The 21,441-nt window shown below is 68.1% G+C and carries 46 protein-coding genes; 13 read left to right on the forward strand and 33 right to left on the reverse strand.

Going from position 1 to position 21,441, the window contains the following annotated elements; translation table 11 throughout:
• Nucleotides 1-2 precede the first annotated feature (2 nt).
• From C6Y44_RS28375 to C6Y44_RS27450, 16 genes are all read right to left on the reverse strand, one after another.
• On the reverse strand, nt 3-866 hold the full coding sequence (locus C6Y44_RS28375) for a 3'-5' exoribonuclease domain-containing protein (protein ID WP_192379355.1): 864 nt from the start codon (nt 864-866) through the stop codon (nt 3-5).
• Complete coding sequence (locus tag C6Y44_RS27380) at nt 863-1,417, reverse strand: hypothetical protein (RefSeq protein ID WP_192379357.1); 555 nt, start codon at nt 1,415-1,417, stop codon at nt 863-865. The genes C6Y44_RS28375 and C6Y44_RS27380 overlap by 4 nt, the downstream gene beginning before the upstream one ends.
• Nucleotides 1,414-1,965 carry a hypothetical protein gene (locus C6Y44_RS27385; protein WP_192379359.1) on the reverse strand — a complete coding sequence of 184 codons (552 nt, stop codon included), beginning with the start codon at nt 1,963-1,965 and terminating at the stop codon, nt 1,414-1,416. Before C6Y44_RS27385 ends, C6Y44_RS27380 begins: the two co-directional genes overlap by 4 nt.
• Nucleotides 1,962-2,168 carry a hypothetical protein gene (locus tag C6Y44_RS27390; RefSeq protein ID WP_192379362.1) on the reverse strand — a complete coding sequence of 69 codons (207 nt, stop codon included), beginning with the start codon at nt 2,166-2,168 and terminating at the stop codon, nt 1,962-1,964. Before C6Y44_RS27390 ends, C6Y44_RS27385 begins: the two co-directional genes overlap by 4 nt.
• A gap of 14 nt (nt 2,169-2,182) precedes the next feature.
• On the reverse strand, nt 2,183-3,010 hold the full coding sequence (locus tag C6Y44_RS27395) for an SPFH domain-containing protein (protein WP_192379364.1): 828 nt from the start codon (nt 3,008-3,010) through the stop codon (nt 2,183-2,185).
• A gap of 42 nt (nt 3,011-3,052) precedes the next feature.
• Nucleotides 3,053-3,433 carry a hypothetical protein gene (locus C6Y44_RS27400; RefSeq protein ID WP_192379366.1) on the reverse strand — a complete coding sequence of 127 codons (381 nt, stop codon included), beginning with the start codon at nt 3,431-3,433 and terminating at the stop codon, nt 3,053-3,055.
• Between the two features lie 55 nt (nt 3,434-3,488).
• The gene (locus C6Y44_RS27405) at nt 3,489-3,662 is read right to left on the reverse strand and encodes a hypothetical protein (RefSeq protein ID WP_192379555.1); all 174 of its coding nucleotides are present in this window, start codon (nt 3,660-3,662) and stop codon (nt 3,489-3,491) included.
• 78 nt (nt 3,663-3,740) lie between these two features.
• Nucleotides 3,741-4,616: a DUF2303 family protein gene (locus C6Y44_RS27410; protein WP_192379369.1), complete on the reverse strand. Its 876-nt coding sequence runs from the start codon at nt 4,614-4,616 to the stop codon at nt 3,741-3,743.
• Nucleotides 4,617-4,655: 39 nt separating this feature from the next.
• Entirely contained in the window at nt 4,656-5,021 is a 366-nt protein-coding gene (locus C6Y44_RS27415) for a hypothetical protein (protein WP_192379371.1), read from the reverse strand.
• Between the two features lie 47 nt (nt 5,022-5,068).
• Nucleotides 5,069-5,587 carry a single-stranded DNA-binding protein gene (locus C6Y44_RS27420; RefSeq protein ID WP_192379374.1) on the reverse strand — a complete coding sequence of 173 codons (519 nt, stop codon included), beginning with the start codon at nt 5,585-5,587 and terminating at the stop codon, nt 5,069-5,071.
• A gap of 35 nt (nt 5,588-5,622) precedes the next feature.
• Nucleotides 5,623-6,006, reverse strand: a complete 384-nt coding sequence (locus C6Y44_RS27425; protein WP_192379376.1) for a hypothetical protein — start codon at nt 6,004-6,006, stop codon at nt 5,623-5,625.
• Nucleotides 6,003-6,326, reverse strand: a complete 324-nt coding sequence (locus C6Y44_RS27430) for a hypothetical protein (RefSeq protein WP_192379378.1) — start codon at nt 6,324-6,326, stop codon at nt 6,003-6,005. Before C6Y44_RS27430 ends, C6Y44_RS27425 begins: the two co-directional genes overlap by 4 nt.
• Nucleotides 6,323-6,823 carry a hypothetical protein gene (locus tag C6Y44_RS27435; protein ID WP_192379381.1) on the reverse strand — a complete coding sequence of 167 codons (501 nt, stop codon included), beginning with the start codon at nt 6,821-6,823 and terminating at the stop codon, nt 6,323-6,325. The genes C6Y44_RS27430 and C6Y44_RS27435 overlap by 4 nt, the downstream gene beginning before the upstream one ends.
• Before the next feature lie 106 nt (nt 6,824-6,929).
• A complete protein-coding gene (locus tag C6Y44_RS27440) occupies nt 6,930-7,310 on the reverse strand; it encodes a hypothetical protein (protein ID WP_192379384.1) in 381 nt (126 codons plus the stop codon).
• Between the two features lie 100 nt (nt 7,311-7,410).
• Nucleotides 7,411-7,803, reverse strand: a complete 393-nt coding sequence (locus C6Y44_RS27445) for a hypothetical protein (RefSeq protein ID WP_192379387.1) — start codon at nt 7,801-7,803, stop codon at nt 7,411-7,413.
• 96 nt (nt 7,804-7,899) lie between these two features.
• Nucleotides 7,900-8,295, reverse strand: coding sequence for a hypothetical protein (locus tag C6Y44_RS27450; protein ID WP_192379390.1), 396 nt, complete (start codon nt 8,293-8,295; stop codon nt 7,900-7,902).
• A 444-nt stretch (nt 8,296-8,739) separates the two neighbouring features.
• Between C6Y44_RS27450 and C6Y44_RS27455 the strand changes: the two genes are divergently transcribed.
• From C6Y44_RS27455 to C6Y44_RS27515, 13 genes are all read left to right on the forward strand, one after another.
• The gene (locus C6Y44_RS27455; RefSeq protein WP_192379392.1) at nt 8,740-9,009 is read left to right on the forward strand and encodes a hypothetical protein; all 270 of its coding nucleotides are present in this window, start codon (nt 8,740-8,742) and stop codon (nt 9,007-9,009) included.
• Between the two features lie 112 nt (nt 9,010-9,121).
• Nucleotides 9,122-9,325: a hypothetical protein gene (locus C6Y44_RS27460; RefSeq protein WP_192379395.1), complete on the forward strand. Its 204-nt coding sequence runs from the start codon at nt 9,122-9,124 to the stop codon at nt 9,323-9,325.
• Nucleotides 9,326-9,418: 93 nt separating this feature from the next.
• On the forward strand, nt 9,419-9,721 hold the full coding sequence (locus C6Y44_RS27465) for a hypothetical protein (RefSeq protein ID WP_192379397.1): 303 nt from the start codon (nt 9,419-9,421) through the stop codon (nt 9,719-9,721).
• Nucleotides 9,722-9,825: 104 nt separating this feature from the next.
• Nucleotides 9,826-10,188 carry a DUF3846 domain-containing protein gene (locus tag C6Y44_RS27470; protein ID WP_192379399.1) on the forward strand — a complete coding sequence of 121 codons (363 nt, stop codon included), beginning with the start codon at nt 9,826-9,828 and terminating at the stop codon, nt 10,186-10,188.
• A 342-nt stretch (nt 10,189-10,530) separates the two neighbouring features.
• Nucleotides 10,531-10,905: a hypothetical protein gene (locus C6Y44_RS27475; RefSeq protein WP_192379401.1), complete on the forward strand. Its 375-nt coding sequence runs from the start codon at nt 10,531-10,533 to the stop codon at nt 10,903-10,905.
• Complete coding sequence (locus tag C6Y44_RS27480) at nt 10,905-11,057, forward strand: hypothetical protein (RefSeq protein ID WP_192379404.1); 153 nt, start codon at nt 10,905-10,907, stop codon at nt 11,055-11,057. The genes C6Y44_RS27475 and C6Y44_RS27480 overlap by 1 nt, the downstream gene beginning before the upstream one ends.
• The gene (locus C6Y44_RS27485; protein ID WP_192379405.1) at nt 11,054-11,302 is read left to right on the forward strand and encodes a hypothetical protein; all 249 of its coding nucleotides are present in this window, start codon (nt 11,054-11,056) and stop codon (nt 11,300-11,302) included. The genes C6Y44_RS27480 and C6Y44_RS27485 overlap by 4 nt, the downstream gene beginning before the upstream one ends.
• Before the next feature lie 83 nt (nt 11,303-11,385).
• Nucleotides 11,386-11,742: a DUF7432 family protein gene (locus C6Y44_RS27490; protein WP_192379408.1), complete on the forward strand. Its 357-nt coding sequence runs from the start codon at nt 11,386-11,388 to the stop codon at nt 11,740-11,742.
• Nucleotides 11,742-12,089: a hypothetical protein gene (locus C6Y44_RS27495; RefSeq protein WP_192379410.1), complete on the forward strand. Its 348-nt coding sequence runs from the start codon at nt 11,742-11,744 to the stop codon at nt 12,087-12,089. The genes C6Y44_RS27490 and C6Y44_RS27495 overlap by 1 nt, the downstream gene beginning before the upstream one ends.
• Nucleotides 12,090-12,108: 19 nt before the next feature.
• Nucleotides 12,109-12,519, forward strand: coding sequence for a DUF732 domain-containing protein (locus C6Y44_RS27500; RefSeq protein ID WP_192379413.1), 411 nt, complete (start codon nt 12,109-12,111; stop codon nt 12,517-12,519).
• A gap of 2 nt (nt 12,520-12,521) precedes the next feature.
• Nucleotides 12,522-12,884, forward strand: coding sequence for a hypothetical protein (locus C6Y44_RS27505; protein WP_225623924.1), 363 nt, complete (start codon nt 12,522-12,524; stop codon nt 12,882-12,884).
• A 2-nt stretch (nt 12,885-12,886) separates the two neighbouring features.
• Nucleotides 12,887-13,141 carry a hypothetical protein gene (locus C6Y44_RS27510; RefSeq protein ID WP_192379418.1) on the forward strand — a complete coding sequence of 85 codons (255 nt, stop codon included), beginning with the start codon at nt 12,887-12,889 and terminating at the stop codon, nt 13,139-13,141.
• A complete protein-coding gene (locus C6Y44_RS27515) occupies nt 13,138-13,401 on the forward strand; it encodes a hypothetical protein (protein WP_192379421.1) in 264 nt (87 codons plus the stop codon). Before C6Y44_RS27510 ends, C6Y44_RS27515 begins: the two co-directional genes overlap by 4 nt.
• Before the next feature lie 667 nt (nt 13,402-14,068).
• Here the strand turns inward: C6Y44_RS27515 and C6Y44_RS27520 are convergent.
• The 17 genes from C6Y44_RS27520 to C6Y44_RS27600 all read right to left on the reverse strand — a co-directional run bounded on the left by C6Y44_RS27520 (nt 14,069) and on the right by C6Y44_RS27600 (nt 21,434).
• The gene (locus tag C6Y44_RS27520) at nt 14,069-14,386 is read right to left on the reverse strand and encodes a helix-turn-helix domain-containing protein (protein ID WP_192379423.1); all 318 of its coding nucleotides are present in this window, start codon (nt 14,384-14,386) and stop codon (nt 14,069-14,071) included.
• 200 nt (nt 14,387-14,586) lie between these two features.
• A complete protein-coding gene (locus C6Y44_RS27525; protein WP_192379426.1) occupies nt 14,587-14,907 on the reverse strand; it encodes a hypothetical protein in 321 nt (106 codons plus the stop codon).
• A 222-nt stretch (nt 14,908-15,129) separates the two neighbouring features.
• On the reverse strand, nt 15,130-15,354 hold the full coding sequence (locus C6Y44_RS27530; protein ID WP_192379428.1) for a hypothetical protein: 225 nt from the start codon (nt 15,352-15,354) through the stop codon (nt 15,130-15,132).
• 23 nt (nt 15,355-15,377) lie between these two features.
• Nucleotides 15,378-15,806 (reverse strand): helix-turn-helix domain-containing protein, encoded by a 429-nt coding sequence (locus C6Y44_RS27535; protein WP_192379430.1) that lies wholly within the window; start codon nt 15,804-15,806, stop codon nt 15,378-15,380.
• A 17-nt stretch (nt 15,807-15,823) separates the two neighbouring features.
• Complete coding sequence (locus tag C6Y44_RS27540) at nt 15,824-16,789, reverse strand: nucleotidyltransferase domain-containing protein (RefSeq protein ID WP_192379433.1); 966 nt, start codon at nt 16,787-16,789, stop codon at nt 15,824-15,826.
• A 13-nt stretch (nt 16,790-16,802) separates the two neighbouring features.
• Nucleotides 16,803-17,741, reverse strand: coding sequence for a hypothetical protein (locus tag C6Y44_RS27545; RefSeq protein WP_192379436.1), 939 nt, complete (start codon nt 17,739-17,741; stop codon nt 16,803-16,805).
• A complete protein-coding gene (locus C6Y44_RS27550) occupies nt 17,738-17,983 on the reverse strand; it encodes a hypothetical protein (protein WP_192379438.1) in 246 nt (81 codons plus the stop codon). Before C6Y44_RS27550 ends, C6Y44_RS27545 begins: the two co-directional genes overlap by 4 nt.
• Entirely contained in the window at nt 17,976-18,221 is a 246-nt protein-coding gene (locus C6Y44_RS27555; protein ID WP_225623925.1) for a hypothetical protein, read from the reverse strand. Before C6Y44_RS27555 ends, C6Y44_RS27550 begins: the two co-directional genes overlap by 8 nt.
• Nucleotides 18,218-18,637, reverse strand: coding sequence for a hypothetical protein (locus tag C6Y44_RS27560; protein ID WP_192379441.1), 420 nt, complete (start codon nt 18,635-18,637; stop codon nt 18,218-18,220). The genes C6Y44_RS27555 and C6Y44_RS27560 overlap by 4 nt, the downstream gene beginning before the upstream one ends.
• Nucleotides 18,627-18,833, reverse strand: coding sequence for a hypothetical protein (locus C6Y44_RS27565; RefSeq protein ID WP_192379443.1), 207 nt, complete (start codon nt 18,831-18,833; stop codon nt 18,627-18,629). Before C6Y44_RS27565 ends, C6Y44_RS27560 begins: the two co-directional genes overlap by 11 nt.
• Nucleotides 18,826-19,560: a hypothetical protein gene (locus C6Y44_RS27570; protein ID WP_192379445.1), complete on the reverse strand. Its 735-nt coding sequence runs from the start codon at nt 19,558-19,560 to the stop codon at nt 18,826-18,828. The genes C6Y44_RS27565 and C6Y44_RS27570 overlap by 8 nt, the downstream gene beginning before the upstream one ends.
• Entirely contained in the window at nt 19,550-19,816 is a 267-nt protein-coding gene (locus tag C6Y44_RS27575; RefSeq protein ID WP_192379448.1) for a hypothetical protein, read from the reverse strand. Before C6Y44_RS27575 ends, C6Y44_RS27570 begins: the two co-directional genes overlap by 11 nt.
• Nucleotides 19,813-20,157 (reverse strand): hypothetical protein, encoded by a 345-nt coding sequence (locus C6Y44_RS27580; RefSeq protein ID WP_192379450.1) that lies wholly within the window; start codon nt 20,155-20,157, stop codon nt 19,813-19,815. Before C6Y44_RS27580 ends, C6Y44_RS27575 begins: the two co-directional genes overlap by 4 nt.
• Nucleotides 20,154-20,474: a hypothetical protein gene (locus C6Y44_RS27585; RefSeq protein WP_192379453.1), complete on the reverse strand. Its 321-nt coding sequence runs from the start codon at nt 20,472-20,474 to the stop codon at nt 20,154-20,156. The genes C6Y44_RS27580 and C6Y44_RS27585 overlap by 4 nt, the downstream gene beginning before the upstream one ends.
• Entirely contained in the window at nt 20,471-20,836 is a 366-nt protein-coding gene (locus tag C6Y44_RS27590; RefSeq protein WP_192379456.1) for a hypothetical protein, read from the reverse strand. Before C6Y44_RS27590 ends, C6Y44_RS27585 begins: the two co-directional genes overlap by 4 nt.
• A complete protein-coding gene (locus C6Y44_RS27595; protein ID WP_192379459.1) occupies nt 20,833-21,030 on the reverse strand; it encodes a hypothetical protein in 198 nt (65 codons plus the stop codon). The genes C6Y44_RS27590 and C6Y44_RS27595 overlap by 4 nt, the downstream gene beginning before the upstream one ends.
• The gene (locus C6Y44_RS27600; protein WP_192379461.1) at nt 21,027-21,434 is read right to left on the reverse strand and encodes a hypothetical protein; all 408 of its coding nucleotides are present in this window, start codon (nt 21,432-21,434) and stop codon (nt 21,027-21,029) included. Before C6Y44_RS27600 ends, C6Y44_RS27595 begins: the two co-directional genes overlap by 4 nt.
• Nucleotides 21,435-21,441 lie beyond the last annotated feature (7 nt).

Consider the following 21,441-nt stretch of genomic DNA (forward strand, 5'->3'; position numbering starts at 1 on the left):
CATCAGCGCCACCCGGGACGCAGGATCGGGCGCGCCACCCGCACCACACCGCCACGGCCGTAGTGCTCGAGCGCCGCCGGATCGCTCGGATAGTCGAGCACCTGAATCGGCCGGCGCACGCCGTAGTTGGCTTTCTTCTCCGCGAGCTCGGCGCGGATCCGCTCGGTCCTCGACAGCGGCCGACGCAGACGCAGCCGCGACAAGGACCGGTACGGTGTCCGGGCACGCGGGCGGACAGCCCTGGGGACAGGCATCCCGGCCTTCGCGCCCATGTACCCGAGCAGCAGCAACGCCGTCCACATGACCTTCACGTGCCGGGCGTCGTCCAGCGCGTTGTGCTGCCCGGACTCCTGCGCGGGCAGCATCTCGGACAGGCCCCCGGCGGCCTGCATGATGTCGTGCGTGAACATCGGCAGGCCGGTGGGCAGGTCGATCATCTTGCCGAACAGCTGCGCGAGCGCCACGTGGTCGTAGGCCCCGTAGTAGGCCCACAGCTCCACCGGCCCCGACCCGCCGAGCAGGAACTCGCGGACCTCGGTGGCGATGATCGCCTTCGGCTTGACGTCCAGGTGGGTCCGGTCGAGGGTGCCCAGCTGTGCGGACATCTGACGGCGCACCGACATCATGGGCGACTTCGACTTCGACGCCGCCGCCGCGAACGACAGCTCGGTCTCGGTCAGCGGCCGGGTCGGCAGCGTCGGCCACACGTTCTCCCGCAGCCACGTGTTGTGCAGGATCGCATCGTCGGAGACGTCGGCGTTGACCGCGTAATACTCGCGGCCGTCGTCGCAGACGATGCCGATCGAGATCAGCTCGATCGTGAACCCGTCGTCGATGAACTCGCAGTCGTAGAAATAGCGGCTCACAGGGCTTTCTCCTCCCCGAGGGTGCGAAGCCCGAACAGCACGTCCAAACCGAGGACCATGCTGGCCAGGCCGATGTCGAAGTTGTGCGCCGCCCGCAGCGACAGCCCGTCGCCGTAGGCCACCGTCAGGACCTCCGGGTGCGGCGCGGCCATCGGAGCAGTCGCCACCACGAACGCTCGGTGGCGCATTCCTCTGGTCTTGTGCATCTCGTCCCGTAGGGCGTCCACGATCCGGTGGGCCAGCACCGCAGCGGCCGGACGCAGATAGATCGGGGTGAAGTCCTCGATCGGCAGCATCCAGTCCGGGCCCTCCACGGCCACTGACATGTCCGCGACCTTGTCCAGCACCACGGGCACGCCGTGCAGGGCCGAGCGGGTGCGGGCGAGCACCGTGTCGCCGAGGTGGCGGGGCGAGGGGTCGACCGTGGTGTCGAGTTCCACCCGGTGGTAGCCGATGCCGAGAGCGCCGCCGCCGATCCTGGGCAGCAGGTCGTGCAGCTCGGACAGCGCCGCATCGGCCACCTGCAGCGGGCTCAGGTGCTCGCGGCTCACCTGGCCACCTCCCGTACCGGACGCAGCCCGTACAGCATGTCGAGGGTGAGCACCGCGCGCCGCCAGATCATGTCGTAGCCCAAGGTCGCGCGCACCGACACCCCGCCCCGGGTGGCCACGGCACTGTGCTTCGGGGACGTCGGCAGCGGCGCGGAAGCGAACGCGATGCGCGGATCGCGCAGCACCTCCCCGGCCGCGTGCTCGGCGGCGATGACCTCTTTCACCGCCGCGTCGAGCTGCCGGGACAGCACCGTCACCGCCGGACGCAGGTGTTCCTGGCTGAACTCCCAGGCCTGCATCGCGAGGTCCGGGCCTTCCACGGGGAACGAGACGTCCAGGCACCGGTCGAGTCGGATCGCGATGCCGCGCGGAGCCGAGGAGGTGAGCACGAAGGCGTGCTCACCGTGGCGCATCGTGCCCAGGCGGGCCCGGCGGTCGCGTTCGACCCCCAGTTCGGCGCTCATCAGCCCGGGGGACAGACGCATCGAGACGTCGAGCAGCCCGAACACCGCCGCCCGCGCGATCTTGTACGGCGAGAGCGTGCTCATGAGGTCAGTCCCATGAACGAGTCCAGCGCGACGACCACGGCCAGAGCCGCGCAGACGACGACCAGCCAGAACACCATCAGCAGCCCGGCCTTGACCATCGGATGCAGCGCGGGCAGCTCCGCGCGGCGCTGCGGCGACAGGTTCAGCCACCAGAACAGGCCGAACGCGGCCCCGACCAGAGTCAGGACCGCGATCAGCGTCATGACGACGACCATCGTCACCGCCCTGCCGGGAGGTTGATGATCGCGCCCTGCGGGACGGGGAGGATCTGGATCTTGCCGTCCTCGATCGCCTTGAGTAGCACGTAGTTGTCCGCCCCGTACAGGTCGATCAGCGCCTTCTCGCCCTGCGCCTTGAGCTCGAGACGACGGTTCTCCTCGGCCTGCGCGATGGCCGCCTCGGATGCGCGCTGCGTGGCGAGCAACTGGTCGGTGAGCTGCTGCGGTAGCACCGGCTTCTGCAGCGACAGGTCGATGTTGATGAAGTACGCGCCGCCGGTGGCCTGCTCGATCGCCGCGGGTAGTGCCGCCTTGACCGCGTTCTCCCAGTCCGACTTCTTCTTCGGATCCTGGTACAGCTCGCGCCAGGTCTGGCCCTGGGTGGCCTCGGTGATCGCCTTGCGCAGCGGTTGCTGCAGGTAGACGGCGAGGATGCCGGACCAGTCCTTGCCGCCGTCGTATTTGAGGCCGATCTTCTCGTGGAACTGCACGAGGGTGTCGCAGTCGGTGTTGAGAGTGAAACGCAGCTGCCCGGCGACCCCGAGGTCGATGCCGTCCTTGTCGGCGACCCGGATGTAGTCGATGTCGGATTCCTCGCCGCCACCGAAGACGTAGGTGCGTTGGCCGGCGGGGTAGGTGTATTCGCGGTCCGAGGGGCCGTAGAACGCGCGGGAGCCGGGGGCGACGCATTCCTGGAACGAGGTGGTCGACAGCGGACCGGCGTCGTAGATCAGTCCGGCCTGGTCGGGGGCGGGGGACAGGGAGCAGCCGGTGAGCACGGCGACGACGGGCAGGCCGATGAGGGCGGCGGTGAGCTTACGGTTCACGGTGTGGGGGTCCTGTCTGAGATCGGGGGAAGGGTGGGGTGGTCAGAAGCCGCCGCAGTCGCCGCCACCACCGAACGACGAGCTGTCGCTCGGCGAGGGTGATGGCGAGGGCGAGGGCGAGGGCGGCGGTGAGGACGTGGCGGATCCGCCGTCGCTGTACGTCGACGTGAAGGCGGCGGACGTGGCGATCACCGATGCTGCCGCCGACGACGGCGTCGGGATGGTCGGTGCCGGGGTGGGCCTCGGGCGGGGTGGGATCGGCCGGTACGACTCGGCGCGGCTGGGACGCTGGTACCCGGCGGCGCGCTGGGAACCGGCCCGCAGCTGCTCGGCGGTGCGCTCCTCGCTGCGCTGGCGTTCGCGTTCGAGGCGGCGCTCCTCGAGCCGGGCGGCGTCGGCGCCGAACACCTCCTCACTGGTCAACCGGCGAGGCTCGACACTCGGACGAGACTTCTTGCGACGGAACGGATTCCACATATCAGGCCTTCTTCCGATTGATGCGACGCGCGACGCGGGCGCGCTTGTTGCGGGCACGGCGCGCGGCCACGACCTCCTCGGGGACCGTGCCGCCGTAGACGTGCATCTTCGGGCGCTGCAACGCCGAGAGAATCCGCCGGTGATAGGCGAACTTGTCGAGGGTGATGTTGAACAACGAGACTCCTAGCAGGGTGGAGCCCCAGGGGCGGGTGCGATCGGTGCGCTACACCCGCCCCCGGGGGTCAGGACGAGATCAGTTCCAGGGATCGGTCGGAGCCGGAGCCGACCCGAGCAGCAGCAGGTAACCGGCGTCGTTCGATCCGGCCTTCACTTCCTCGAGGACCTGCTCGAACGCCAGGCGCACCATCTGCCGCGGATTGTCGATCCGGTAGCCGAGCGACAGGCCGCCCTGGTCGGCGCGGTACTTCAGATCGGCGAAGAACGGGATCATCTGCCCGCCCTGGAACACCGGCAGGATCAGCTCGAACCGTTCGGGGATCTCCACGTTGCCCTTGGCCCCGGCGCCGGCCTTGGTCTCCTCGTGGAAGGTGAAGGAGACGTCGCCGGACTGCAGGTGCACCCCGGACTCGTAGGTGACGTTGCGCTTGGCCTTGAAGGTGCGCGCGATCTCCATCAGGTCGGCCGCGGCCGGGGTGACGATCGCCGCGCGCCCGTCGGACAGGTGCTCGGCGAAGCGGGTCTGGTCGACGAGCTTGTTGTCGAGGCCGTGCCAGTGCGCGAACAGGTCGGAGAACACCAGCTTGAGGGTGATGCGGTGATCGCCCCAGCCGTCGTGGTTGAGGACCGCGACGAGGGCCTGGGCGTTGACGTCACCGAAGACGGTCACGTCCTCGTCGAGGATGCCGTGCTTGGTCACCGTGCGGGCCAGCAGCGCGAGGAAGGACTCGACCGTGGAGACGGTGGTGTTGCCGCGCGGCCGCGCCGGAGTCGGGAGGTGCTTTTCGAGGGTCGTCGTGGCCACGCGCTCGGAGCCACTGCCGTCGCGCACCACCGCGGTATGTACGACGCCGGGGGCGGGGGACAGTGGCACGAACCGCTCGGTGGTGTCGAGGGCCAGCTCGGCGATGGCCGACACGTGATCTTCGGTGTTGTTCTGGACAGTAGACATCTAGATTGCTCCTGTTCTCGGAAAAATCGGGGGAGAGGGTCAGTGACCGGTGCCGGTCTGCGGCACCGCCGACAGTCGCCCGGCGTTCTCCTCCATCAGCGCCAGCTGGTGCGGATCCTGCCGGGTCGGGTTGCCGTCACGGTCGACGAAGAACAGCGACTCGGCGCGCTGGGCCGCAGGCATCTTCGCCGCGACCTTGGTGGCGAACCGCAGCATGTCGGTCTTCGGATCGGGGGTGACCGCGACGGTGAACACGATCTGCCCGCCCTTGCCGGTGCCCTGCGCCGCAGCGATCAGCTCGTGCAGCTTCTCCGACAGCTCGGTGTGTACGCGGCCTTTGTCGAGTTCCTGCAGCACAGCGGCGAAGGGGCGGACGATCGGTTCGTTCTTGTCGGTCTCGCTCATGGTGTTTCTCCTGTTCAGTGGGTGTCGATCGAAAAGCTGGGGGAGGGTCAGAAGGGGGGCTCGTCGTCGCCGAAGCCGCCACCACCGCCGCCGTGGCCGGGGGTGTTGTCGCCCCACGGGTCGTCGGTGGCACCGGCACCGCCGCCGCTGCGGCCGGACGATCGGCCGCCGCCGCCGAAGCCGGTCGCGCCGCTGCCACCGCCGTTCGACTTGGTGACCTTCGCGGTCGCGTAGCGCAGCGACGGGCCGATCTCCTCGACCTCGAGTTCGATGACGGTGCGCTTCTCGCCCTCGCGGGTCTCGTAGCTGCGCTGCTTGAGACGGCCCTGCACGATGACTCGATCGCCGCGGTGCAGCGACTCGGCGACATGCTCGGCAGCCTCGCGCCAGATGTTGCAGCGCAGGAACAGCGCGTCGCCGTCCTTCCACTCGTTGGACTGGCGGTCGAACACGCGCGGGGTCGAGGCGACGGTGAAGTTCGCGACCGCAGCCCCGGCCGGGGTGAAGCGCAGTTCGGGATCGGCAGTCAGATTGCCGATGACGGTAATAACGGTCTCACCAGCCATAACGGGCAGGTTCTCCTTCGAGATAGTGGGGTGAATCAGACGAGCGCGTGACCGAGCATGGTGACGGTGGATTCGACGCTCTTGCGGGTCTGTACTGCACGGACGGCGTCCTGCAGGATCTCCTCGATCATCCAGTCCTTCAACCCACCCCGAGCAGCGGTGGCCGAGACGGCCATCTTCGGCTCGCCGTCGGTCACCGTGACCACCACCGACACCAGCTCGTCCTCGCGCCGGCCGAGGGTGTTCTCCAGGGCGTCGGCGAAGTTGCGGTACTGGGTCGCGGCGGTGATCCGACCGGCCTGCGCGCAGACATCGCCCTGCGAGCGCCAGTGCTCGATCAGCTGGGCGATCCGTTCGATGGGGTGCTCCGAAGGTGGGTCCTCGGGGCCGTTCTCGAGGACGGGGGCGGACAGGGTCACGGGTTGCTCCAATCGGTTACCGGCGCGGGATCGCCGTACTTCCACACCCCGCCCTGGGCGGCGGCGATGAGCATGTGGCGGCGCGCGCACTTGCCCCAGACAGGGTTGGCGTCGGCGGTGAGCAGCACCGTGCGGGCCTGGTCGAGGTCACCGGCGTCGAGCGCGGCCTTGAGCCAGTAGGCGACCGGGGTGCGCGGCGAGCCGGTATAGCGGTCGGGGCCGTCGAAGATATGGGGCTGCTGGGCGTGCCATGCGTCGAGCACGGCCCGCAGCCGCGCCACAGCGACGGTGCGCAACGGCGCGGCCGCAGGCGCGCTCACGAGGTCACCGAACCCGGGTTGCGGGCCTCGCGCAGCTCAGTGCGCATCTTCGCGATCGCCTGGACGATCTGGTCACCGGACGCCGTGACCGGCAGGCCGAGCAGGTTCGCGATCCGGCCGGTGGACTCGACCAGCTTCTCGGCCTTCTCGAACCACTCCCGCCGCTCGGCGAGCACCGCATTGTGCGAGGCAGGGTCGGCCCAGCCCGCTTCGAGCAGGGCCTCGCGCAGGTTCTTCCCCGCCGCGCGGGTGGCCACCGCGTGCGAGGGAAACCGCTCCTGCCAGTCCACCGGCCAGGCCTCCTCGGAGAGGTAGCCCAGGTGATGGTCGGCCGAGAGCTTGTTGCGCTTGGCGGTCAACGCGTCGCGCTGCTCACGGAAGGTGCGGTAGGGCTCCTCGTGCTCGGTGCCGGGGAACGGCGAATTGTGCAGAACGAGGACCTGCAGTGCTTCGATCTGGGCGTCGAGGCTCGCCAGCTCGGAATCGGTCTCGGTCATCGGGTCATCTCCCAGGTCAGGATCGGTGCGACATAGGCGATCGGGGCGGGGTGGTCGGCCGGCGCATGGTGGAGCAGCGCGGCGAGCAGCACGGTCAGCAGCGGGCTCATGCGGACACCGCCTGCCACACCGTGTTGCCGAAGGTGTCCTTGCCGACGCTGCGGATCCGGCCGCGCTTGTTCGCGACCTGCAGCATCACGGTCACCGACCGCTCGGTGGACCCGTCCGGGATCGCCGTGCAGGTGAACTCGCGGCCCGAGGCGATCAGCTCCTCGAGGACCGCGGCGGCGACGGCGTCGGGGCCGGTCGGGGGCGGGGTGTACCCGGCGCGGCGCAGGACCGTGTCGAGGGCGGCGACGGTGTAGCCGAGCCGAGCGGCGATGCGTCCGTGGGGGGTGCCGAAGGAGGCGAGCCACTTGTACTCGTCGACGATCTCGGTGGGGGTCAGGGCGGCGCGCTCGAAGCGCTGGCGGGTGGGGGCGCTCACGGGATCACCACCGCTTCGACGATGGGGAGCAGGCCCCACACCACCCCCGCGAACGGGGGCAGTGTGAGGGCCAGGGCACGGGTGATGTCGCGCAGCGCGCTCACAGCAGACCCCCGTACATCAGGGCCCAGCCGGACACCTCGAGGTCGAGGCCCTGGTCGCGCAGGACGTCGTCGCGGTGGGCGAGTCGGGCGAGGAAGTCGCACAGTTCGTCGAGGGTGCCGCCGTCCTGGTGGCAGGCGTGCTCGATGTCGTCGTCGGGTCCGTGCTCGAGGGCGTGGCGGCCGACGCGGGGGGCCTTGGCGGTCTCGCTGCACCATTCGAGGAGCCAGGCCAGCGGCCGTCCGTCGTCGGTGCGCGCTCCGCGCCAGTTCTCGGTCCAGGTGACGGTGATGCCGAGGTCGCGGCTGTCGATGTCGATGCCGAGTTTGCGGAGGGCTTGGACCTCTTCGTCGTGGTGGCGGGTGTCTACCCGCGTTTCGGTGATGGTCATGTGGGTGTCTTTCTGTTTTGGGCCCCTGCCAGGGGGCATGTGGACATTACCCCGGGTGTCTATCGCCAGTCCAGGCGGTAGACACCCGGGGCATGATCAGGCCGCGCTCGGCAGCTCGAGGGGCAGTTCCCAGCTCGGGATCAGGTCGGTGCCCGCGATCGACTCGGGGTGGACCTCGAAGGCGCCGTCGATCAGCGCCGCCCATTGCTTGGCGGGGACCGGGGCGCGGCCGTAGCGCAGCTTCTCCGAGCGCAGCGGCCCCATGTTGCTCGCGGGGGCGAAGTGCTCGTTGTAGCTCCAGCCGCCGATGCCGCGCTCGTCGAAGTGGAAGTGCGGCCAGTCGTACGGCACCTCGGTGCGGGTGTCGAGGTCGACCACGGTTGGGCCGTCGGGGCCGAGGACCCACAGGGTCTTGTGGCGGGGTCCTGGGGACCAGATTTCGCCGGCGACGGTGTCGCGCCGGCGGTTGTAGTAGCGGAAGGTCGCTGCCACGGTGCCTCCTTCGGGGCTGGGGGTGGGTGTCGCGGGTGGTGCAGCCTGCCGGGCTGCTGGGCCCTGGTGGGGCCCTGCTCTGGGATGTCCTGGGGTATCTCATGCCCCATACATTACCTTATGGGTCCATACTGGCAACAGTGCAGGTCACAGGGCCCCTGGGGGCCCAGTAGGGCCCTGGGCCCTGGGGTGTCTGCAGGGCCCCAGTAGGGCCCTCTAGGGGCCCCTGTGGGGCCCCAGAAACAGGGCCCTACCTGCAGGGTTGCACTGTATGCCCCCATACTGTAGATTACTCATCAGTGAAGGTGAGAGCTTCACAGAGAGGGGCTGGAAACCCCCGCGCGGCGCGCGGCAGGTCCTTCCCCGCGCGATCCTTGAGAACTCCACAGTGTGCTTGCTTGTGTGCCCTACTGGGGCCACCCCCGACCATTTCGGAGGTACCCCATGTTCGCTGTTGCCCAGGCCGTCTTCACCATGTCGATGCTCGCGCGTCTGTTCGAGGCGCAGTGCGTGCTCGCCATGCTCAACGACACCGAGCCAACAATCGCCGAGCTGCCCGAACCCATTCGGGAGCTCATCATGGACGAGCACAACGACGAGGTCTCCGACCTCTGGTTCGCCACTCGGCGCCGCGTCTCCAACGCGGCGAAGTACGAGGTCGAGCACATCGACGACTGGAACTTCAAGGCCACGCTCGTCGGCTTCGATCTCTAACCTCTAGCTAGACACCCACACATCACATCCCAGGGGTGGCCCCTGTAGGGCACACAAGCGCGTGTTGTGAACGGCCTTCTGGGGCCACCGGGCACTTCCAAGGAGGTTCCCCATGGCCATGATCTACGCAGCAGACGAGGTCTACCCCGATCCAGCCGATTACGTCGACGTCGACCCAGTGTGCAACGTCTGCGACCGCGAGGTCGAGGACGTCAGCGCCGACGGTACGTGCGAAGCGTGCGAGGAGTACTACTCCAAGCCCGACCCGAACGAGGACACCTACACAGGCCCCACGTTCCCCGAGTACGAGGACTAGACCCACCATCCCGGCCCCGGTGGCCCCTGATGGCTGTTCACAGCGCGAGTGAGTGCCGTTCTGGCCCGCCGCCCAACCCAATCGGGAGGCATCATGCCAATTCACGCACCGCAGATGTTCCAGTTCGTGACCACGCAATCGGCTCTGGCCGCCGCGCTGTCCGGGATCCTGCACGACGGCGACGTCGTGTACGCCACCGGGGAGCAGGCCGTCGGGGTCGTGCGGGACAACATCGTGTACGCGCTGACCGAGACGGCCGGCCGCTGCTTCCATCTGGCAGTGGGGCCGGCCTGGTCGGACTACGCGGATTCGATCGAGGTGGCCGACCAGTTCGTCCAGCGTGACGGTCTGGTGTTCCGACCCAACATTGAGCGCATCGCCGAGCCGCTGCGCTAGACCACCACCATCGCGGCGGGCCTGATCGGTACTCACTTGCGCTACGCACAGCCACCCCGCGGCCGCGACGGTCGTGGGGTCCACTCGAGGAGAGGAGCGCACCGATGGGTGTGCAGGCAGTGAAGATCGACACCGAGGGCGTCGCGACGGTCGTGGACCTGGGCGAGAACACGCTCAAGGGCTTCTACGAGCACATCGGGTGCCAGTGGGTCGACGTCGTGCGACTCGACCCAGCCAAGGGGTTCGATATGTGGATCGACGACGAGGGCGCGGTGCTCGCGGAGCCAGTGCTCAACGTCGTGGCCACCGGGATCGCTCGGCAGCACGGGTTCGACTGGCAGCCGTACTTCGGGACGGTGGTGTTCGCCGCGTCGAACGACGAGGGCGACACAATCGACCTTCCCGAGGAGGATCGTGAGCGGTTGCTGGCGATCTCGAAGCGGTGGCAGGAGGCTCCGGCCCGATGAGCTGGCTCGAGGAGTTGCGGGTGGACTATTCGGACTACGGTTCGGAGGAGTTCCAGCGCCGCGAGTGCGAGTGTGCGGACTGTCGGTCGCAGGGTGCGTTCTCGTACGCCCGTGGCTATGTGCCGGATGACTGCATCTACAAGCGTCGATCGAGGGTGTGAGTCCGGGTTGGTTGCGTGTGATCACCAGTCGCTTTCGGGCGCCTGGTGGTCCGCGCGCTTCCTATCCGGGGAGTGTTTGCAATACGAGGTTTGACCTGCATTAACTTGTGTATTCCCCCATGGTTGATAATATGGGTGCATACAAAACAGTGAGCCCCAGCAACAGGAAAGGACCGGACACATGACCGAGACGTCTACCATCCAGCCGGACACCGAACAGTCGGTGATCGGCCCACACGGCGAGCCAATCGCCTACAACACCCTCGCCAAGTGGGAGCCCGAACGCGGCCACTACATCGAAGAGACCGTGCAGGTCTACCTGCGCCTGTCCGCCGACGGCACCCGCTGGGTCGTCGACGGCGCGAGCATCGACGGCTACAGCCTCGACTCCGTACTCGACCACCCCCGCAACAGCGAATGCCCGTGCGACCAGCGGCAGGACTGCGCCACCGCCCGCCACCGCGCCGAAAGCGTGGACCTGCCCGACGGAGAGGGCCTGATGCGGATGCTCGCCGAAGCCCTCGGCTACGAGGTCGCCAAGAAGGAAACCCACTGATGGACACCCTGACCTACTACCGCGACCTCACGGCCTGGCACTACCGCAAGGCCAAGCGCAAGGCCCGCTTCCGCCTCGAAATGCGGACCATGGCCCTGCTGAACTGGGCGCAGCGCCGCTGGCCGTCGCTCGCCGAAGACGAGCAGCAGTGAACATCCACCCGAACGCGACCGGCACCGTCGTCACCAACCGTCCTCTGGCCTGCGGGCCGGAGGACGGCGGGACCGGGCACCGCGTGGAACTGGCCCTGCCCAACGGCGGGCACGTCGACCTCGTCGTGTCCATCGCCCCCGACTCCGGGGCAGTGCTCGTCGACATCGCACACGACGAGCACGTCGGACAGCTCGACATCGCCGTCAACGACGACAACGTCTTCCACCAGCCTGCGAGCTGGTGAGGGTGCGTCGTCCCCGAGACCCCGACCTCGGGGGCGCGCGCACTCCCACCAACGGAGCATCCCAACCCGAAAGGACACCCACCATGGCACGACCCGAAACGGTCGCCGACCTGCCCAAGAACCTGCGCCAGGGGCCACTGGCCGTCAACGTGGAGCTGCTCGAGTTCCAGGACGAACCCGACATGATCGTCGCCTGGGGCCAGCTGATGGCCGCAGCAAAAGCCGCCGGGTACAGCGTCGACGCCGGCCGGATCCACAACCCCCCGAGCGAGGAACGACTCGTCGAACTGCTCGGCTACCAGCAGAAGGTCTGGGACGAGGCCAAGGCCGAGTTCGAGGCCGCGCTCAAGGGCGCACCCGAGCCGAAGTACAAGTGGAACCTCCAGCAGTGGTGCCGCGAGGAAGGCCTCGCCTACCCGTACGACGAGGTCACGGCCTGATGGCCAAAGCGTTGCGCGGTGACCTGATCGCCGTGACCCGCCGCACCACCGGGGACGTGCAGGTCGGAGTGATCACCAACATCACCCGAGACGGAATCGCCCGCAAGTGGTGCCCCATCGGCTCCACCGCCCCGATCGACCTCAACCCGCGCCTCGAGACCTGGAAGATCATCGAGGCCGCGCAAGTCCGCGTCGAAGGCGTCATCGCCATGGTCCGCGCCCACCACTGGCCCGGACACCCCGAGCAGATCATGCCGTTCGCATCCGAACAGGACCTCAAGGACGCGCTCGTACCCCACCTCAACCGGCACCTCGAAGGCGTGCCGGTCGTCAATCAGCTCGCCTGACCCGAGAGGAAGACACCTCATGCGCAAGACCATCCTCGCCGTGCTCGCCGCGACCACGCTGGCCGTGACCGGCTGCACCGCGACCGCCACGGCCCCCGCCCCGACCACCGTCGAGACACCGACGTCGACGAGCGTGCCGACCGCAGTGCGCGCGGCCGCACCCACCACCACCGCCGCGGTCTACAAGCCCGGAGAGCTGCGCCCCCAGGACCGGGCGTTCCTCGCCAACCTCAACGACTGGTGGCGCACCGCCGACAACGCCACCGCCATCGAAGGCGGAGAGAGCGTGTGCCTGCGCTTCAACCGCGGCGACGACAAGCTCGACATCCTGCGCGACATGATCGAGATCGCGGGCAGCGAGAACGGCATCAACCTCATGCACGCTGCGGTGTCGGCCTATTGTCCGCAGTTCCTCACCGGCGTGAAGTAGCCGTGCAACGCATCCGCGACCGGGTGCCGGCCGAGCCACCCGCTCGGCCGGCACCACCCCGGGCATACTGGGCCACCGTCGCCCGCTACGAACAGGAGAACACCGTGACCGACACCCTCGACCTCACCGACTCGCCCTACGGCCTCGCAGGGCTTCTCGCCACGGCCCGCGACGCCAAGCTGCGCCTGACCATCACCACCACCGACCGCATCACCAGCATCGGAACGCCCGTCCAGGTCCACGGCGGCGAGGGAGGGCTCGTAACCCTCACCGAGGGCGACGAGGTGTGGTTCGTGCCGCTCGCACACATCACCAACATCGCCCCGAACCCCGCAGAGGTCCCCGTCACCGTCCACACTCTCTGACCATGGACGACTCCCGCGAACCGCAGCTGTTCGAGCACACCAAGGGCCTCGGCGCACTGCAGCTCGTCGACACCGAGGATGGGCCCCGTGTCCGTTTCAGCCTCGACAACGGCAGCTACCGCGACTACACGATCGACGACGCCCGCAAGCTCGCGGCCGCCGTCCGCGCCGCCTCGGACGCAGCCGAAGCCGCCATCGCCAACGGCGAGAACCCCGCCAACATCCGCATCCGCTTCACCGGAATAGGAACACCATGACCGACACCGCCGCGCCGCAGACTCCCGCCGACGTGTTCACCCGCGTGCTCACCGAGAACATCGGCCGCAACGTCACCATCCACAACGGCCTCGAGCAGGGTCGGTACACCCACGGCAAGATCGTCGCCGTCGAAGCCGGAGTGCTCACCCTCGGCGAATCGTTCCCCGGAATGCTCCCCGGCGAGAAGGCCAAGGAGTGGCAGTCCTACCACCGCATCGACAGCCTCACGTACGTCAGCCCCAGCAGCCTCGACCTCTGACACCGTCGCGCAGCCCCCGTCAGCCCCTCACCGGGCAGGCGGGGGCTTTTGTCATGCCTGGGGACCCGACCGCCGCCGCTCCAGCTCCGCACGAGCAGCCGCAACAAGCCGCTCCTGATGCTCCGCAGACATCGAATCTGCACGCTCGATCACCAGCTCGTCGAGCAGCCACGCCAGGTCCTCCGTCGACCACGAAGGGAACCGCAGATCGTCCATAACTGATTCAAGCACGCCCCCGCGACAAGAGGCGCCCGGAAAAGAGGGCTGTACGCGACGCAGACGCCCGATCGGTGCCCTCCGCAGGGGTGAGGTTGCCCGGCGTCACGCGCGCACGCCTACGCGCGGGAGAGCGGTCGACCGGTCGGCGCTTCCTGCTCTGCCGGTGTGTGGCTGCTGCTGCTGCGGGGTGTGAGGGGTGGTGGGCCGGGTGCGGGTGGTGGGGTGTGCGGTGGGTGGCCGTGCTGCTGCCGAGGGGGGGACGGGTCGGGGGTCTGCCCGGTGTGGGGAGGTCTCGGTCTGGGGGTGGTTGCGCGTGTGCGTGCGTGTGCGCGCGGTACGAAACGTAACTCCCCCTCTTTAGTGAGTAGCTACGGATCTGGTGGTAGGGACTGGTAGGTGGACATCTGGATGTCCACTGGTCGGTGCCGAAATGTCCACTGGTCGCGTGTCAGGTCCAGGTCTCGGGTGGGAATGTGAGCCGGTAGGTGTCGGCGCTGTTGCGGCGTCGGCCGATGTGGCCTTTGCGGGTGCATTCGATGTATCCGCGTCGCAGGCCGGTGTCGAGGGCGCGGCGGATGGTGCGTTCATTGAGGGGGCCGTTCTTGGTGTGCAGGGCCGCGGTGAGTCGGTGGATGCCGGGGTGGGCGTTGGTGCCGTCGGGTTCGGTGTAGGACTCGAGTTCGAGCAGGACGCGGCGGGTGGAGTCGGACAGCTCGGGGTCTCGGACGACGAGGCGGCGCCAGACGTAGCGGGTGGAGTCGGTCATGGTCCGAGTGCCTTTGGAGTTGTGGGGTGGTGCGGTTCAGCGGGGGATGCTGTGTCGGCTCATGGGGCAGCGGTTGCCGGCTGTGTCGCGGTGGACGTTGACGTAGCCGCCGGGTGCGCAGGGCACGGATCGGTGGCAGACGGGGCAAATGGCGTGGCCCGGGACGGTGGGTGTCCCGGGCCGTGCGGTGGTGGGTGCGGTCATGCGTCGCGGATGGCGTCGACAACGGTGGATCCCCAGAGCTGGTCGGCTTCTTCGAGCAGGTCCAGGGGTGCGTTGTCGAGGAGGCGGGCGAGGAAGGTCTTGGGGACGGCGAGGGTGGGCTGTTTGCCTCGGACGCGGTCGGCGTGGGTCTTCTGGTTGTAGGCGTCGCGGCAGGCCTGGCAGGGCGATTGCATGTTGGAGATGTGCAGGCGGTAGCCGCGTGGGGTGCCGTGTTCGACGTCGTCGGGCCAGCTGAACAGGACGTCGGGGGGCACGGTGGCGCTGTGGCAGAAGCCGGTGTCGCCGTGGCCGTCCATGTCGAGGCAGACGGTGATCTGGCCGCGTATGGCGGATAGGACGGTGGCGATGTGTCCGGGCTGGTAGATGCCCCAGGGGGTGTGGACTGGTCGTGCGAGGGGGACTGTGTTTCCGCGGATGATCAAGGTGCTGGGACTCCGGTGTGGCTGCGTGTGGGTGGTTCTAGCTGGACCTCCGTCATCGTATTCGGAGGTCCAGCTAGACAGTAGACACCTACGGGTTTACAACAGCGCGCACTCGGGGCACAGGTAGCCGCCCTTCTGGTAGACCACCGAGTCGCCGACGTCGAAGGGGATTTCGCAGGTCGCGCACAGGCCGGGGTGCTTGGCGACGATCGGCCGGGGGGTGGGCAGATCGAGGGTCAGTCCGCGGCAGTGGGCGCAGGCCGACTCGATCAGGTCGGACCAGCTGCAGCGTTCGGTGTGGCTGAGGGAGAGCGTGGACACGGGCTGTGATGCCTTTCTGGTGGTCAGTTCGCGGACTTGATCTTCTCGACCAAGTCGAGGGCTGCGATCTGTTCTTCGGTGAGCGTCGGGGTGAAGTGCGCGCGCAGTGCATCGAGCAGGGCGGCGTCGGCTTCGCTGACGAACACTCCGCGTTCGAGAGTGGGCTGGTCGATGAGACCGGCGAGGTAGTCGAGGCTGACGTTGCACAGGTCGGCGATCAGGACGATGTCCTGCAGGCGGGGGCAGACCTTGTCGCACTCCCACGCCGAGAGGGTGGATTGGGTGATGTCGAGTCCGAAGGCCTGCAAGGCGGCGAGCAGATCGACCTGCTTGACGTATCCGGCGGCGGTGCGGGCCGAGCGGATGCGCGCTCCGAGTCCGGTGACGATGGCCGGCGCGGGGGTGGGTGCCGGGGTGGGGGTGGTGTCGAAGGGCAGTGCGGTGACGGTCATGGGTGTGTGTCTCCTGGTCAGCGGCGTGCGGTGAGGTTGCGGATGATGTGGTCGGCGAGCTTTCCGGCGTCGACGAGGTTGGGGCCGTGCTGGACGCCGGGGACGGCGGGGCAGGGCAGTTTGGTGTGGACGATCGACTCGATCAGGGTGGTGCGCAGTGCCGGGCGGGACTGCTTGTGCCCGTCCCACCACTGTTCGTAGGTGTCGACCAGCCAGTTGTCGATGCGTCTGCGGTCGGCGTGCTCGGGCCAGTTCGCGGTGGCAGCGAGGCGTTCGAGGCGGTCGCGGTAGTCGGCGATGGCGTCGAGGGCTTCGGCGAGGGTGTACTTGCCTTTGCGCAGGTCGGTGAGCCAGGTGCGGTGCGGCTGCGGCATCGGCAGGGTGATGGTGCCTTCGGTGAGCAGCTGCGTGCCCTGGATGCCGAGGCGGATCGCGTGGTAGGCGAACTTGGTGTCGAAGCCGTACTTGTCGATCAGTTCGGGCCGGTTGGGGGTGTAGCCCTTGTTGCCGAGCAGTTTCTCGCGCTGGGAATCGAGGAAGCCGATGAACCGGTGGGCGGCTCGGCGGGAGATGAACATTCCGGCGTTGCGCTGCAGGTCCAGGCCGGGCTCGGTGATGGTGACGAGCTCCTTTTTGGGGATGAACAGCAGCAGGAGCACGGTGGGGTTGCCTTTGGCGGCGAGGTCGGCCCATTTGCGCAGGCTGTAGACGGTCAGGTCGAGGTCGCCTGGGCCGGAGCGGACGCCTTCGGGTTGGGTGCGGTACTGGTACATCTCGAAGGAGTGTTCGCTGCCGAGCAGGTCGCGGGTGCCGATGAGGTACTGGGGTGGCTCGATGCACACGCCCATTTCGTCGCGGTCGTCCTGGCTGCTGACGGTGACGCCGTGCAGGCCGGAGCCGACCTGGCCGCGCAGGATCGTGTGCTGTTCGGCGATGAGCTGGCGGCGGGTGTCGCTGTAGGCGACGGGCTGACGTTCTTGCATGTGTTTCTCCTGTTCAGTTGAAGCGGAGGCGGGGACGGGGAGGTGTGGGGCGGGGTTCGGGTGCGGGCCACTCGCCGAGGCGTTCGCGGCGGAACTCTTCGGGGGACTGGTGAGGGAACTGCGCGTAGGCCGGAGGAGGCGGCTCGGGGGCGGGGACGACGGGGGTCACGCGGCCGTCGCCTTCGATTCGGTAGCGGACCTGCTGGTTGAAGGCGTATTCGTCGCGGGCACGGCGCAGTTCCGTGAACACCTGGTGGTAGGCCCCGTCGATCGAGCGGGGGTCCTGGAACGTCCGCATGTCGAAGTAGAAGCCGACGACCCCGAACTGCATCCGGTATCGCCGCCGCTGGTGGTCGATGTGGACGATCTGTCCGATGAAGTCGCCGTACGGGCCGGTGACGGTGAGTCGGCCGTACTCGTTGGCCCAATGCGAGCGGCGGCCGCTCAGCGTGCCGCGCCCCAACCGGCGGCGGCGGGTGCGCTCGAAGTCCTGGCGGTTGAGGTCCTGTAGAGAGAGTTCTCTGAACGTGAGGTCGGAGGTGTCGTCGTCCGGGTCGTCGTCCGGGTCGGAGAAGCGGACCGGCCGCTCGAGGTATCCGATCGGCTCGAATCCGGCCAGGTCAGCGACAGGGATGTTCCCGACGAAGGGGCGGGCAAGGATGCAGTCCTTGATGGTCCAACCGGCGGGGGGTCGGCCGGCGGTGTGGACGTTCGAGCCGGGGCACAGAACGCGGGTGGTGTCCTCGTCGTAGCGGTAGCCGGGCTCGAGGTAGCCGTTGCGGCGCATCTTCCGCATGTGTTCGGTGATCGGCAGGCCGTGCCAGTCCTCGCCGCAGTGCCAGCACTTGTCGACGCCGACGTTGTAGTCGTAACCGCTACGGGTGTCGTAGCGTTCGAGCTGTTCGTCGACGAGGGCGTCGATGGCGTCGACGATGTCGCGGTCGCGGCTCATCCGTGGTTCTCGCTCGCGCAGGCAGCGTGCCGGATTTCGCCGACCAGATCCTCGGTCTGCTGGTCCCACCGTGTGGTGTCGACGATGCGCTGGCCGTCCTCGATGTCCTCTCCGCATTCGGGGCAGGTCACGGGAGTCCAGGTTTCGCAGGAGCAGGTGTTGGGGTCGCGGCTGTCGCAACCGCGGAAGTCGAAGCCCTTGGCGATGTGGGACTTGCGGGCCGGATAGGTGCGCTTAGCCACGGGCGGGCTCCTTCTGGGTGCGGCGCTTGAGCAGGCCGTAGATGTTCGTGCCGCCGTAGGCGAAGGCGGAGATGATGAACCACCATTGGGCGGTGACCAGGCCGTATGTGATCCACAGGCCTTGGGCGGCGATGCCGACGATCGGGCCGACGCGGGACTGGGAGCGGTAGACGAGCACCTGTCCGGTCACCCCGATGAGCATCAGGGTGAACGACCACCACAGGGAAATACCGGTCACGACTCACCGTTCAGTGCGCGACGGGCGTCCGCCACGGCTCGTTTCCATCCGCAGGTGACCGGGTCGTCGTCGGGATGGATGTCGCAGGCGGGATGCCTGTCGAGTGCGGTCCGCACACGGTCGAGGGTGTCGATGAGCTGTTCGAGGCCGACCGTTTCGGCGACGAGGGCTGCCAGTTCGATCGGCTCGACTTCGTCGTTTTCGTCGAGGTTGTCGCGCAGGACGTCGGTGATCTTGTCGAGGGCCGCGGAGTACTCGGTGCTGATCCCGATGTCCGGGGTGGTCAGCTGAAGGTGGACGCCGGGCGCGGCGGGGCAGTCCTCGGTGCCGGTGGCGGTGTGGACGTAGTAGAGCGCGGCGTCGTCACGGATGAGGGTGACGGGCTGGCCGCACAGGGCATGGATGTCAGCTGGCATCGGGGGACTCCTCTGCTGGGGTGAAGGTGCTGTGGTGCCCGACCATTTCGATCCCGGGCTTGCGGGCGACGATGTTCCCGTTCTTATGGGCGCGCACCACGGTCAGAACGGAACGGATACCGAACTCCTGCAGGTTCGGGTCAAGGACGTGGTCACCGGGCTTGAACGGGTTGTTGGGTGTCGACGTATCAGCCATCGCTGGCACCCTCGAGTGCGGCGAGAAGCTGGTCGCGCCACCGCTTCACGCGGTCGCGGCGGTCGATCGCGCAGCGTTTGAACTCGTCGTTGGGATCCCACTCTGGGTCGGGAGCGCTGAGCGGGATGTTGGCGGTGAACTCAAGAAGGAGTTCGTCTGCGAGTTCGCGCACTCGGTCGGCGGTGTGTCGCCAGTGGTTGCAGACTTCGATCTCTTCGCGGTAGTGCGTCTCCATCTCGGCGAGGGCGGCTGTTGCGCTGTCGGCGCGAGCTTGCTGGCGCTGCACCTGCTCCTGCTTGAGCGCGAGATTGGCCTGCAGACTCCCGTTTTCAGCCGAGATGCTGCGCCAGTTGTCGTGGTAGTCGATGGAGTCGCGCCGGTACTGCTCGGCGAGAGCTTCGGCGCGGTTGGCGCGTTCGGTCTCGCTGTTGAGGTCGCGGATGAGCAGGGCGCGGGTCTGCTCCTCGTCGTGGAATAGGGCGAGCAGTTCCCCGGCGCCGCGCCGGCCGACCTCGAGGGTGCGCAGGTCGCCGAGGGCCATGCCGAGAGAGGCCATCCACTTCTCGCGGACGTTGGGCAGCTCGGTCATCTCGTCGAGGCGGGGGAGCTTGCGCCAGCCCTTCGCGAGGATGAGTTGCTCGGCGATGATGCGCAGGTCGTAGTGCTTGTTCTGGAGGAGAGTGTCCTGCAGGTCCAGCGCCAGGTCGAGGCAGGCGTCATCCCTCACCGGCGGTCTCCTTGTCGGTCTTGATCTCGACGTTGACTGCGCCGTTGTCGACTCCGGTCAGACGTTCGACGATCTGCTGGCGGATGACGGACATGGCGTTCTCGTCGTCGCGGATCGACGAGGCGATGTAGTCGGCGATTGCGTCGGCCTGCTCCTGGTCGCAGCCGGAGTTGACGGCGCTGGTGGCGATGCCGGAGCAGAATCCGTCGAGGTAGACGCTCTCGAGCTCGCTGGTGGTCAGGTGGCGGATGGTCATGACTTGTCCTTCGGTGCGGTGCGGTCGGTGTACTCGTAGGGGACGGTCCAGCCGAGACGTTCGGCGAGTTCGCGGCGGGCTTCGGCCCCGCCGGTCCAGCGGTGGTAGTCAGCGCTGTCGCCACTCGAGTTGCGCAGGGCGTTGACGTACTCGACGCGGGCGTTGACGAACGACTCGACTTCGCTGGTGACTTCGGTGAGCCGGTCGGCGGCGGCGAGCAGCGTCTCGCCGTGCTCGAGGATCCAGGCGTAGACCGCGCGGGCCGAGCCGTCGGCGAACACTGCCCGGGCATGGTTGGCGAGCGTGGAGACGGCTTGGCTTTCCGGTGGGACGGTGGTCATGGTTTCTCCTGGTCAGGGTGGGTGAGGGTGAAGGAGCCGCCGTTGCGGACGAGGCCGACGGTGACGAAGCCGCGCAGTGCGGTCTTGTCGCCGGTCACGTGGAGGTGGACGTCACTTGAGCGCAGGTGCGGGCGGACGTAGTCGTAGATGCGTTCGCAGACGACCTGCCAGTTGGTGCGGTCGGTGGGCCAGAGGGCGTCGAAGTCGTCTGCTTCGGGGAGGGCGACCTCGGCGAACGGGATGCGCAGCTCGGGCAGGTTGTGGTTGCGGCCGATCCGCTCGAAGGTGGCGACGATGTCGCCTGCGGGGGCGGTCACCGTTGTCCGCCTGCGGCTTCGCGGTCGAACAGTTCGAGGGCGGCGGCGTAACGGGCTCGGCGCAGGCCGTTGGCGGCGTGTTCGTGCCAGAGCTGCACTTCGTCGCGGGTCGAGGCGGCGTGAGCGACGAGCCTGCCCTTGCCGTTGCTGAGGCGGATGTTGCCGTGGGAGTCGCGGCCGGCAGTCCAGTACTCGGTTTCCGCGTCTTTGGGGAGGGGCTGTTGGCGGTAGCCCTCCTCAGTGAGGAAGTCCGCCAGCGATTCGGCGAGGACGTCCGCCGGGAGATCGGATTCTGCGCCCTCGAGGTATCCGGTCAGATACGTGAGCAGGGTGCTTTCGAGCTTGTCGCGTTCGGCGCTCATCGCTGCACCGCCGTTGCGATCGGGCAGTCCTCGCAGATGCCGTCCTTCCAGCCGCAGCAGTGCGACCCGGACTCGACCGGCTCCGGCAGACCGCACCACGACTCGTGCTGCGGGAAGCCGGGAGTGGATCCTGCGCAGGTGCACTCGCCGTGCGGGCCCTTCGGCGGGGTGTAGACGTCGACGAAGATGGTCATCGGACACCTGCCAGCTGGTCGGCTGCGCTCCACTGGCGGTAGAGGCGGCGGCGTTCGCCCATGGTCAGCTGCACGGCGCGGTCGAGGACGGCGACGACTCGAAAGGCGGGTGCGTGCACCGATGCGATGGTGTCCTCGGTGGAGGTGGCCTCGTCGCCGACGGGTTCGACGCGGTAGAGGTCGCCGCGGCCGTAGAGGCTGGCGTAGTGCTTTGCGTAGAGCCGGTCGGTGGTGGCGTAGACGCGGTCGGTGTGCTGGGAGGGGCCGTCGAGTCCCTGGTGGGCTTCGCCCTTGGCGCGGGCTTCGCACCAGGGGCAGCCGTCGTGGGTGGCGCGGTCGTGGCCGGGTTCGATGAGATCACCGACGCGCAAGCCGGGTGCGCCTCCGTGGTAGTAGCGGGTCATGCCTGTT

It is taken from the genome of Rhodococcus rhodochrous (assembly GCF_014854695.1).
Classification (GTDB): domain Bacteria; phylum Actinomycetota; class Actinomycetes; order Mycobacteriales; family Mycobacteriaceae; genus Rhodococcus.

Excerpts from the sequence above, each read along its gene's own strand:
- C6Y44_RS27410 (WP_192379369.1), bottom strand. The coding sequence starts at position 4,616 with ATGTCTACTGTCCAGAACAACACCGAAGATCACGTGTCGGCCATCGCC.
- C6Y44_RS27455 (WP_192379392.1), top strand. The coding sequence starts at position 8,740 with ATGTTCGCTGTTGCCCAGGCCGTCTTCACCATGTCGATGCTCGCGCGT.
- C6Y44_RS27565 (WP_192379443.1), bottom strand. The coding sequence starts at position 18,833 with ATGGCTGATACGTCGACACCCAACAACCCGTTCAAGCCCGGTGACCAC.
- C6Y44_RS27495 (WP_192379410.1), top strand. The coding sequence starts at position 11,742 with ATGGCCAAAGCGTTGCGCGGTGACCTGATCGCCGTGACCCGCCGCACC.
- C6Y44_RS27545 (WP_192379436.1), bottom strand. The coding sequence starts at position 17,741 with ATGAGCCGCGACCGCGACATCGTCGACGCCATCGACGCCCTCGTCGAC.
- C6Y44_RS27600 (WP_192379461.1), bottom strand. The coding sequence starts at position 21,434 with ATGACCCGCTACTACCACGGAGGCGCACCCGGCTTGCGCGTCGGTGAT.
- C6Y44_RS27445 (WP_192379387.1), bottom strand. The coding sequence starts at position 7,803 with ATGACCATCACCGAAACGCGGGTAGACACCCGCCACCACGACGAAGAG.
- C6Y44_RS27475 (WP_192379401.1), top strand. The coding sequence starts at position 10,531 with ATGACCGAGACGTCTACCATCCAGCCGGACACCGAACAGTCGGTGATC.
- C6Y44_RS27480 (WP_192379404.1), top strand. The coding sequence starts at position 10,905 with ATGGACACCCTGACCTACTACCGCGACCTCACGGCCTGGCACTACCGC.
- C6Y44_RS27390 (WP_192379362.1), bottom strand. The coding sequence starts at position 2,168 with ATGACGCTGATCGCGGTCCTGACTCTGGTCGGGGCCGCGTTCGGCCTG.
- C6Y44_RS27500 (WP_192379413.1), top strand. The coding sequence starts at position 12,109 with ATGCGCAAGACCATCCTCGCCGTGCTCGCCGCGACCACGCTGGCCGTG.
- C6Y44_RS27490 (WP_192379408.1), top strand. The coding sequence starts at position 11,386 with ATGGCACGACCCGAAACGGTCGCCGACCTGCCCAAGAACCTGCGCCAG.
- C6Y44_RS27560 (WP_192379441.1), bottom strand. The coding sequence starts at position 18,637 with ATGCCAGCTGACATCCATGCCCTGTGCGGCCAGCCCGTCACCCTCATC.
- C6Y44_RS27385 (WP_192379359.1), bottom strand. The coding sequence starts at position 1,965 with ATGAGCACGCTCTCGCCGTACAAGATCGCGCGGGCGGCGGTGTTCGGG.
- C6Y44_RS27520 (WP_192379423.1), bottom strand. The coding sequence starts at position 14,386 with ATGACCGACTCCACCCGCTACGTCTGGCGCCGCCTCGTCGTCCGAGAC.
- C6Y44_RS27525 (WP_192379426.1), bottom strand. The coding sequence starts at position 14,907 with ATGGACGGCCACGGCGACACCGGCTTCTGCCACAGCGCCACCGTGCCC.
- C6Y44_RS27420 (WP_192379374.1), bottom strand. The coding sequence starts at position 5,587 with ATGGCTGGTGAGACCGTTATTACCGTCATCGGCAATCTGACTGCCGAT.
- C6Y44_RS27435 (WP_192379381.1), bottom strand. The coding sequence starts at position 6,823 with ATGACCGAGACCGATTCCGAGCTGGCGAGCCTCGACGCCCAGATCGAA.
- C6Y44_RS27535 (WP_192379430.1), bottom strand. The coding sequence starts at position 15,806 with ATGACCGTCACCGCACTGCCCTTCGACACCACCCCCACCCCGGCACCC.
- C6Y44_RS27590 (WP_192379456.1), bottom strand. The coding sequence starts at position 20,836 with ATGAGCGCCGAACGCGACAAGCTCGAAAGCACCCTGCTCACGTATCTG.
- C6Y44_RS27460 (WP_192379395.1), top strand. The coding sequence starts at position 9,122 with ATGGCCATGATCTACGCAGCAGACGAGGTCTACCCCGATCCAGCCGAT.
- C6Y44_RS27465 (WP_192379397.1), top strand. The coding sequence starts at position 9,419 with ATGCCAATTCACGCACCGCAGATGTTCCAGTTCGTGACCACGCAATCG.
- C6Y44_RS27580 (WP_192379450.1), bottom strand. The coding sequence starts at position 20,157 with ATGACCACCGTCCCACCGGAAAGCCAAGCCGTCTCCACGCTCGCCAAC.
- C6Y44_RS27540 (WP_192379433.1), bottom strand. The coding sequence starts at position 16,789 with ATGCAAGAACGTCAGCCCGTCGCCTACAGCGACACCCGCCGCCAGCTC.
- C6Y44_RS27470 (WP_192379399.1), top strand. The coding sequence starts at position 9,826 with ATGGGTGTGCAGGCAGTGAAGATCGACACCGAGGGCGTCGCGACGGTC.
- C6Y44_RS27595 (WP_192379459.1), bottom strand. The coding sequence starts at position 21,030 with ATGACCATCTTCGTCGACGTCTACACCCCGCCGAAGGGCCCGCACGGC.
- C6Y44_RS27510 (WP_192379418.1), top strand. The coding sequence starts at position 12,887 with ATGGACGACTCCCGCGAACCGCAGCTGTTCGAGCACACCAAGGGCCTC.
- C6Y44_RS27575 (WP_192379448.1), bottom strand. The coding sequence starts at position 19,816 with ATGACCATCCGCCACCTGACCACCAGCGAGCTCGAGAGCGTCTACCTC.
- C6Y44_RS27415 (WP_192379371.1), bottom strand. The coding sequence starts at position 5,021 with ATGAGCGAGACCGACAAGAACGAACCGATCGTCCGCCCCTTCGCCGCT.
- C6Y44_RS27515 (WP_192379421.1), top strand. The coding sequence starts at position 13,138 with ATGACCGACACCGCCGCGCCGCAGACTCCCGCCGACGTGTTCACCCGC.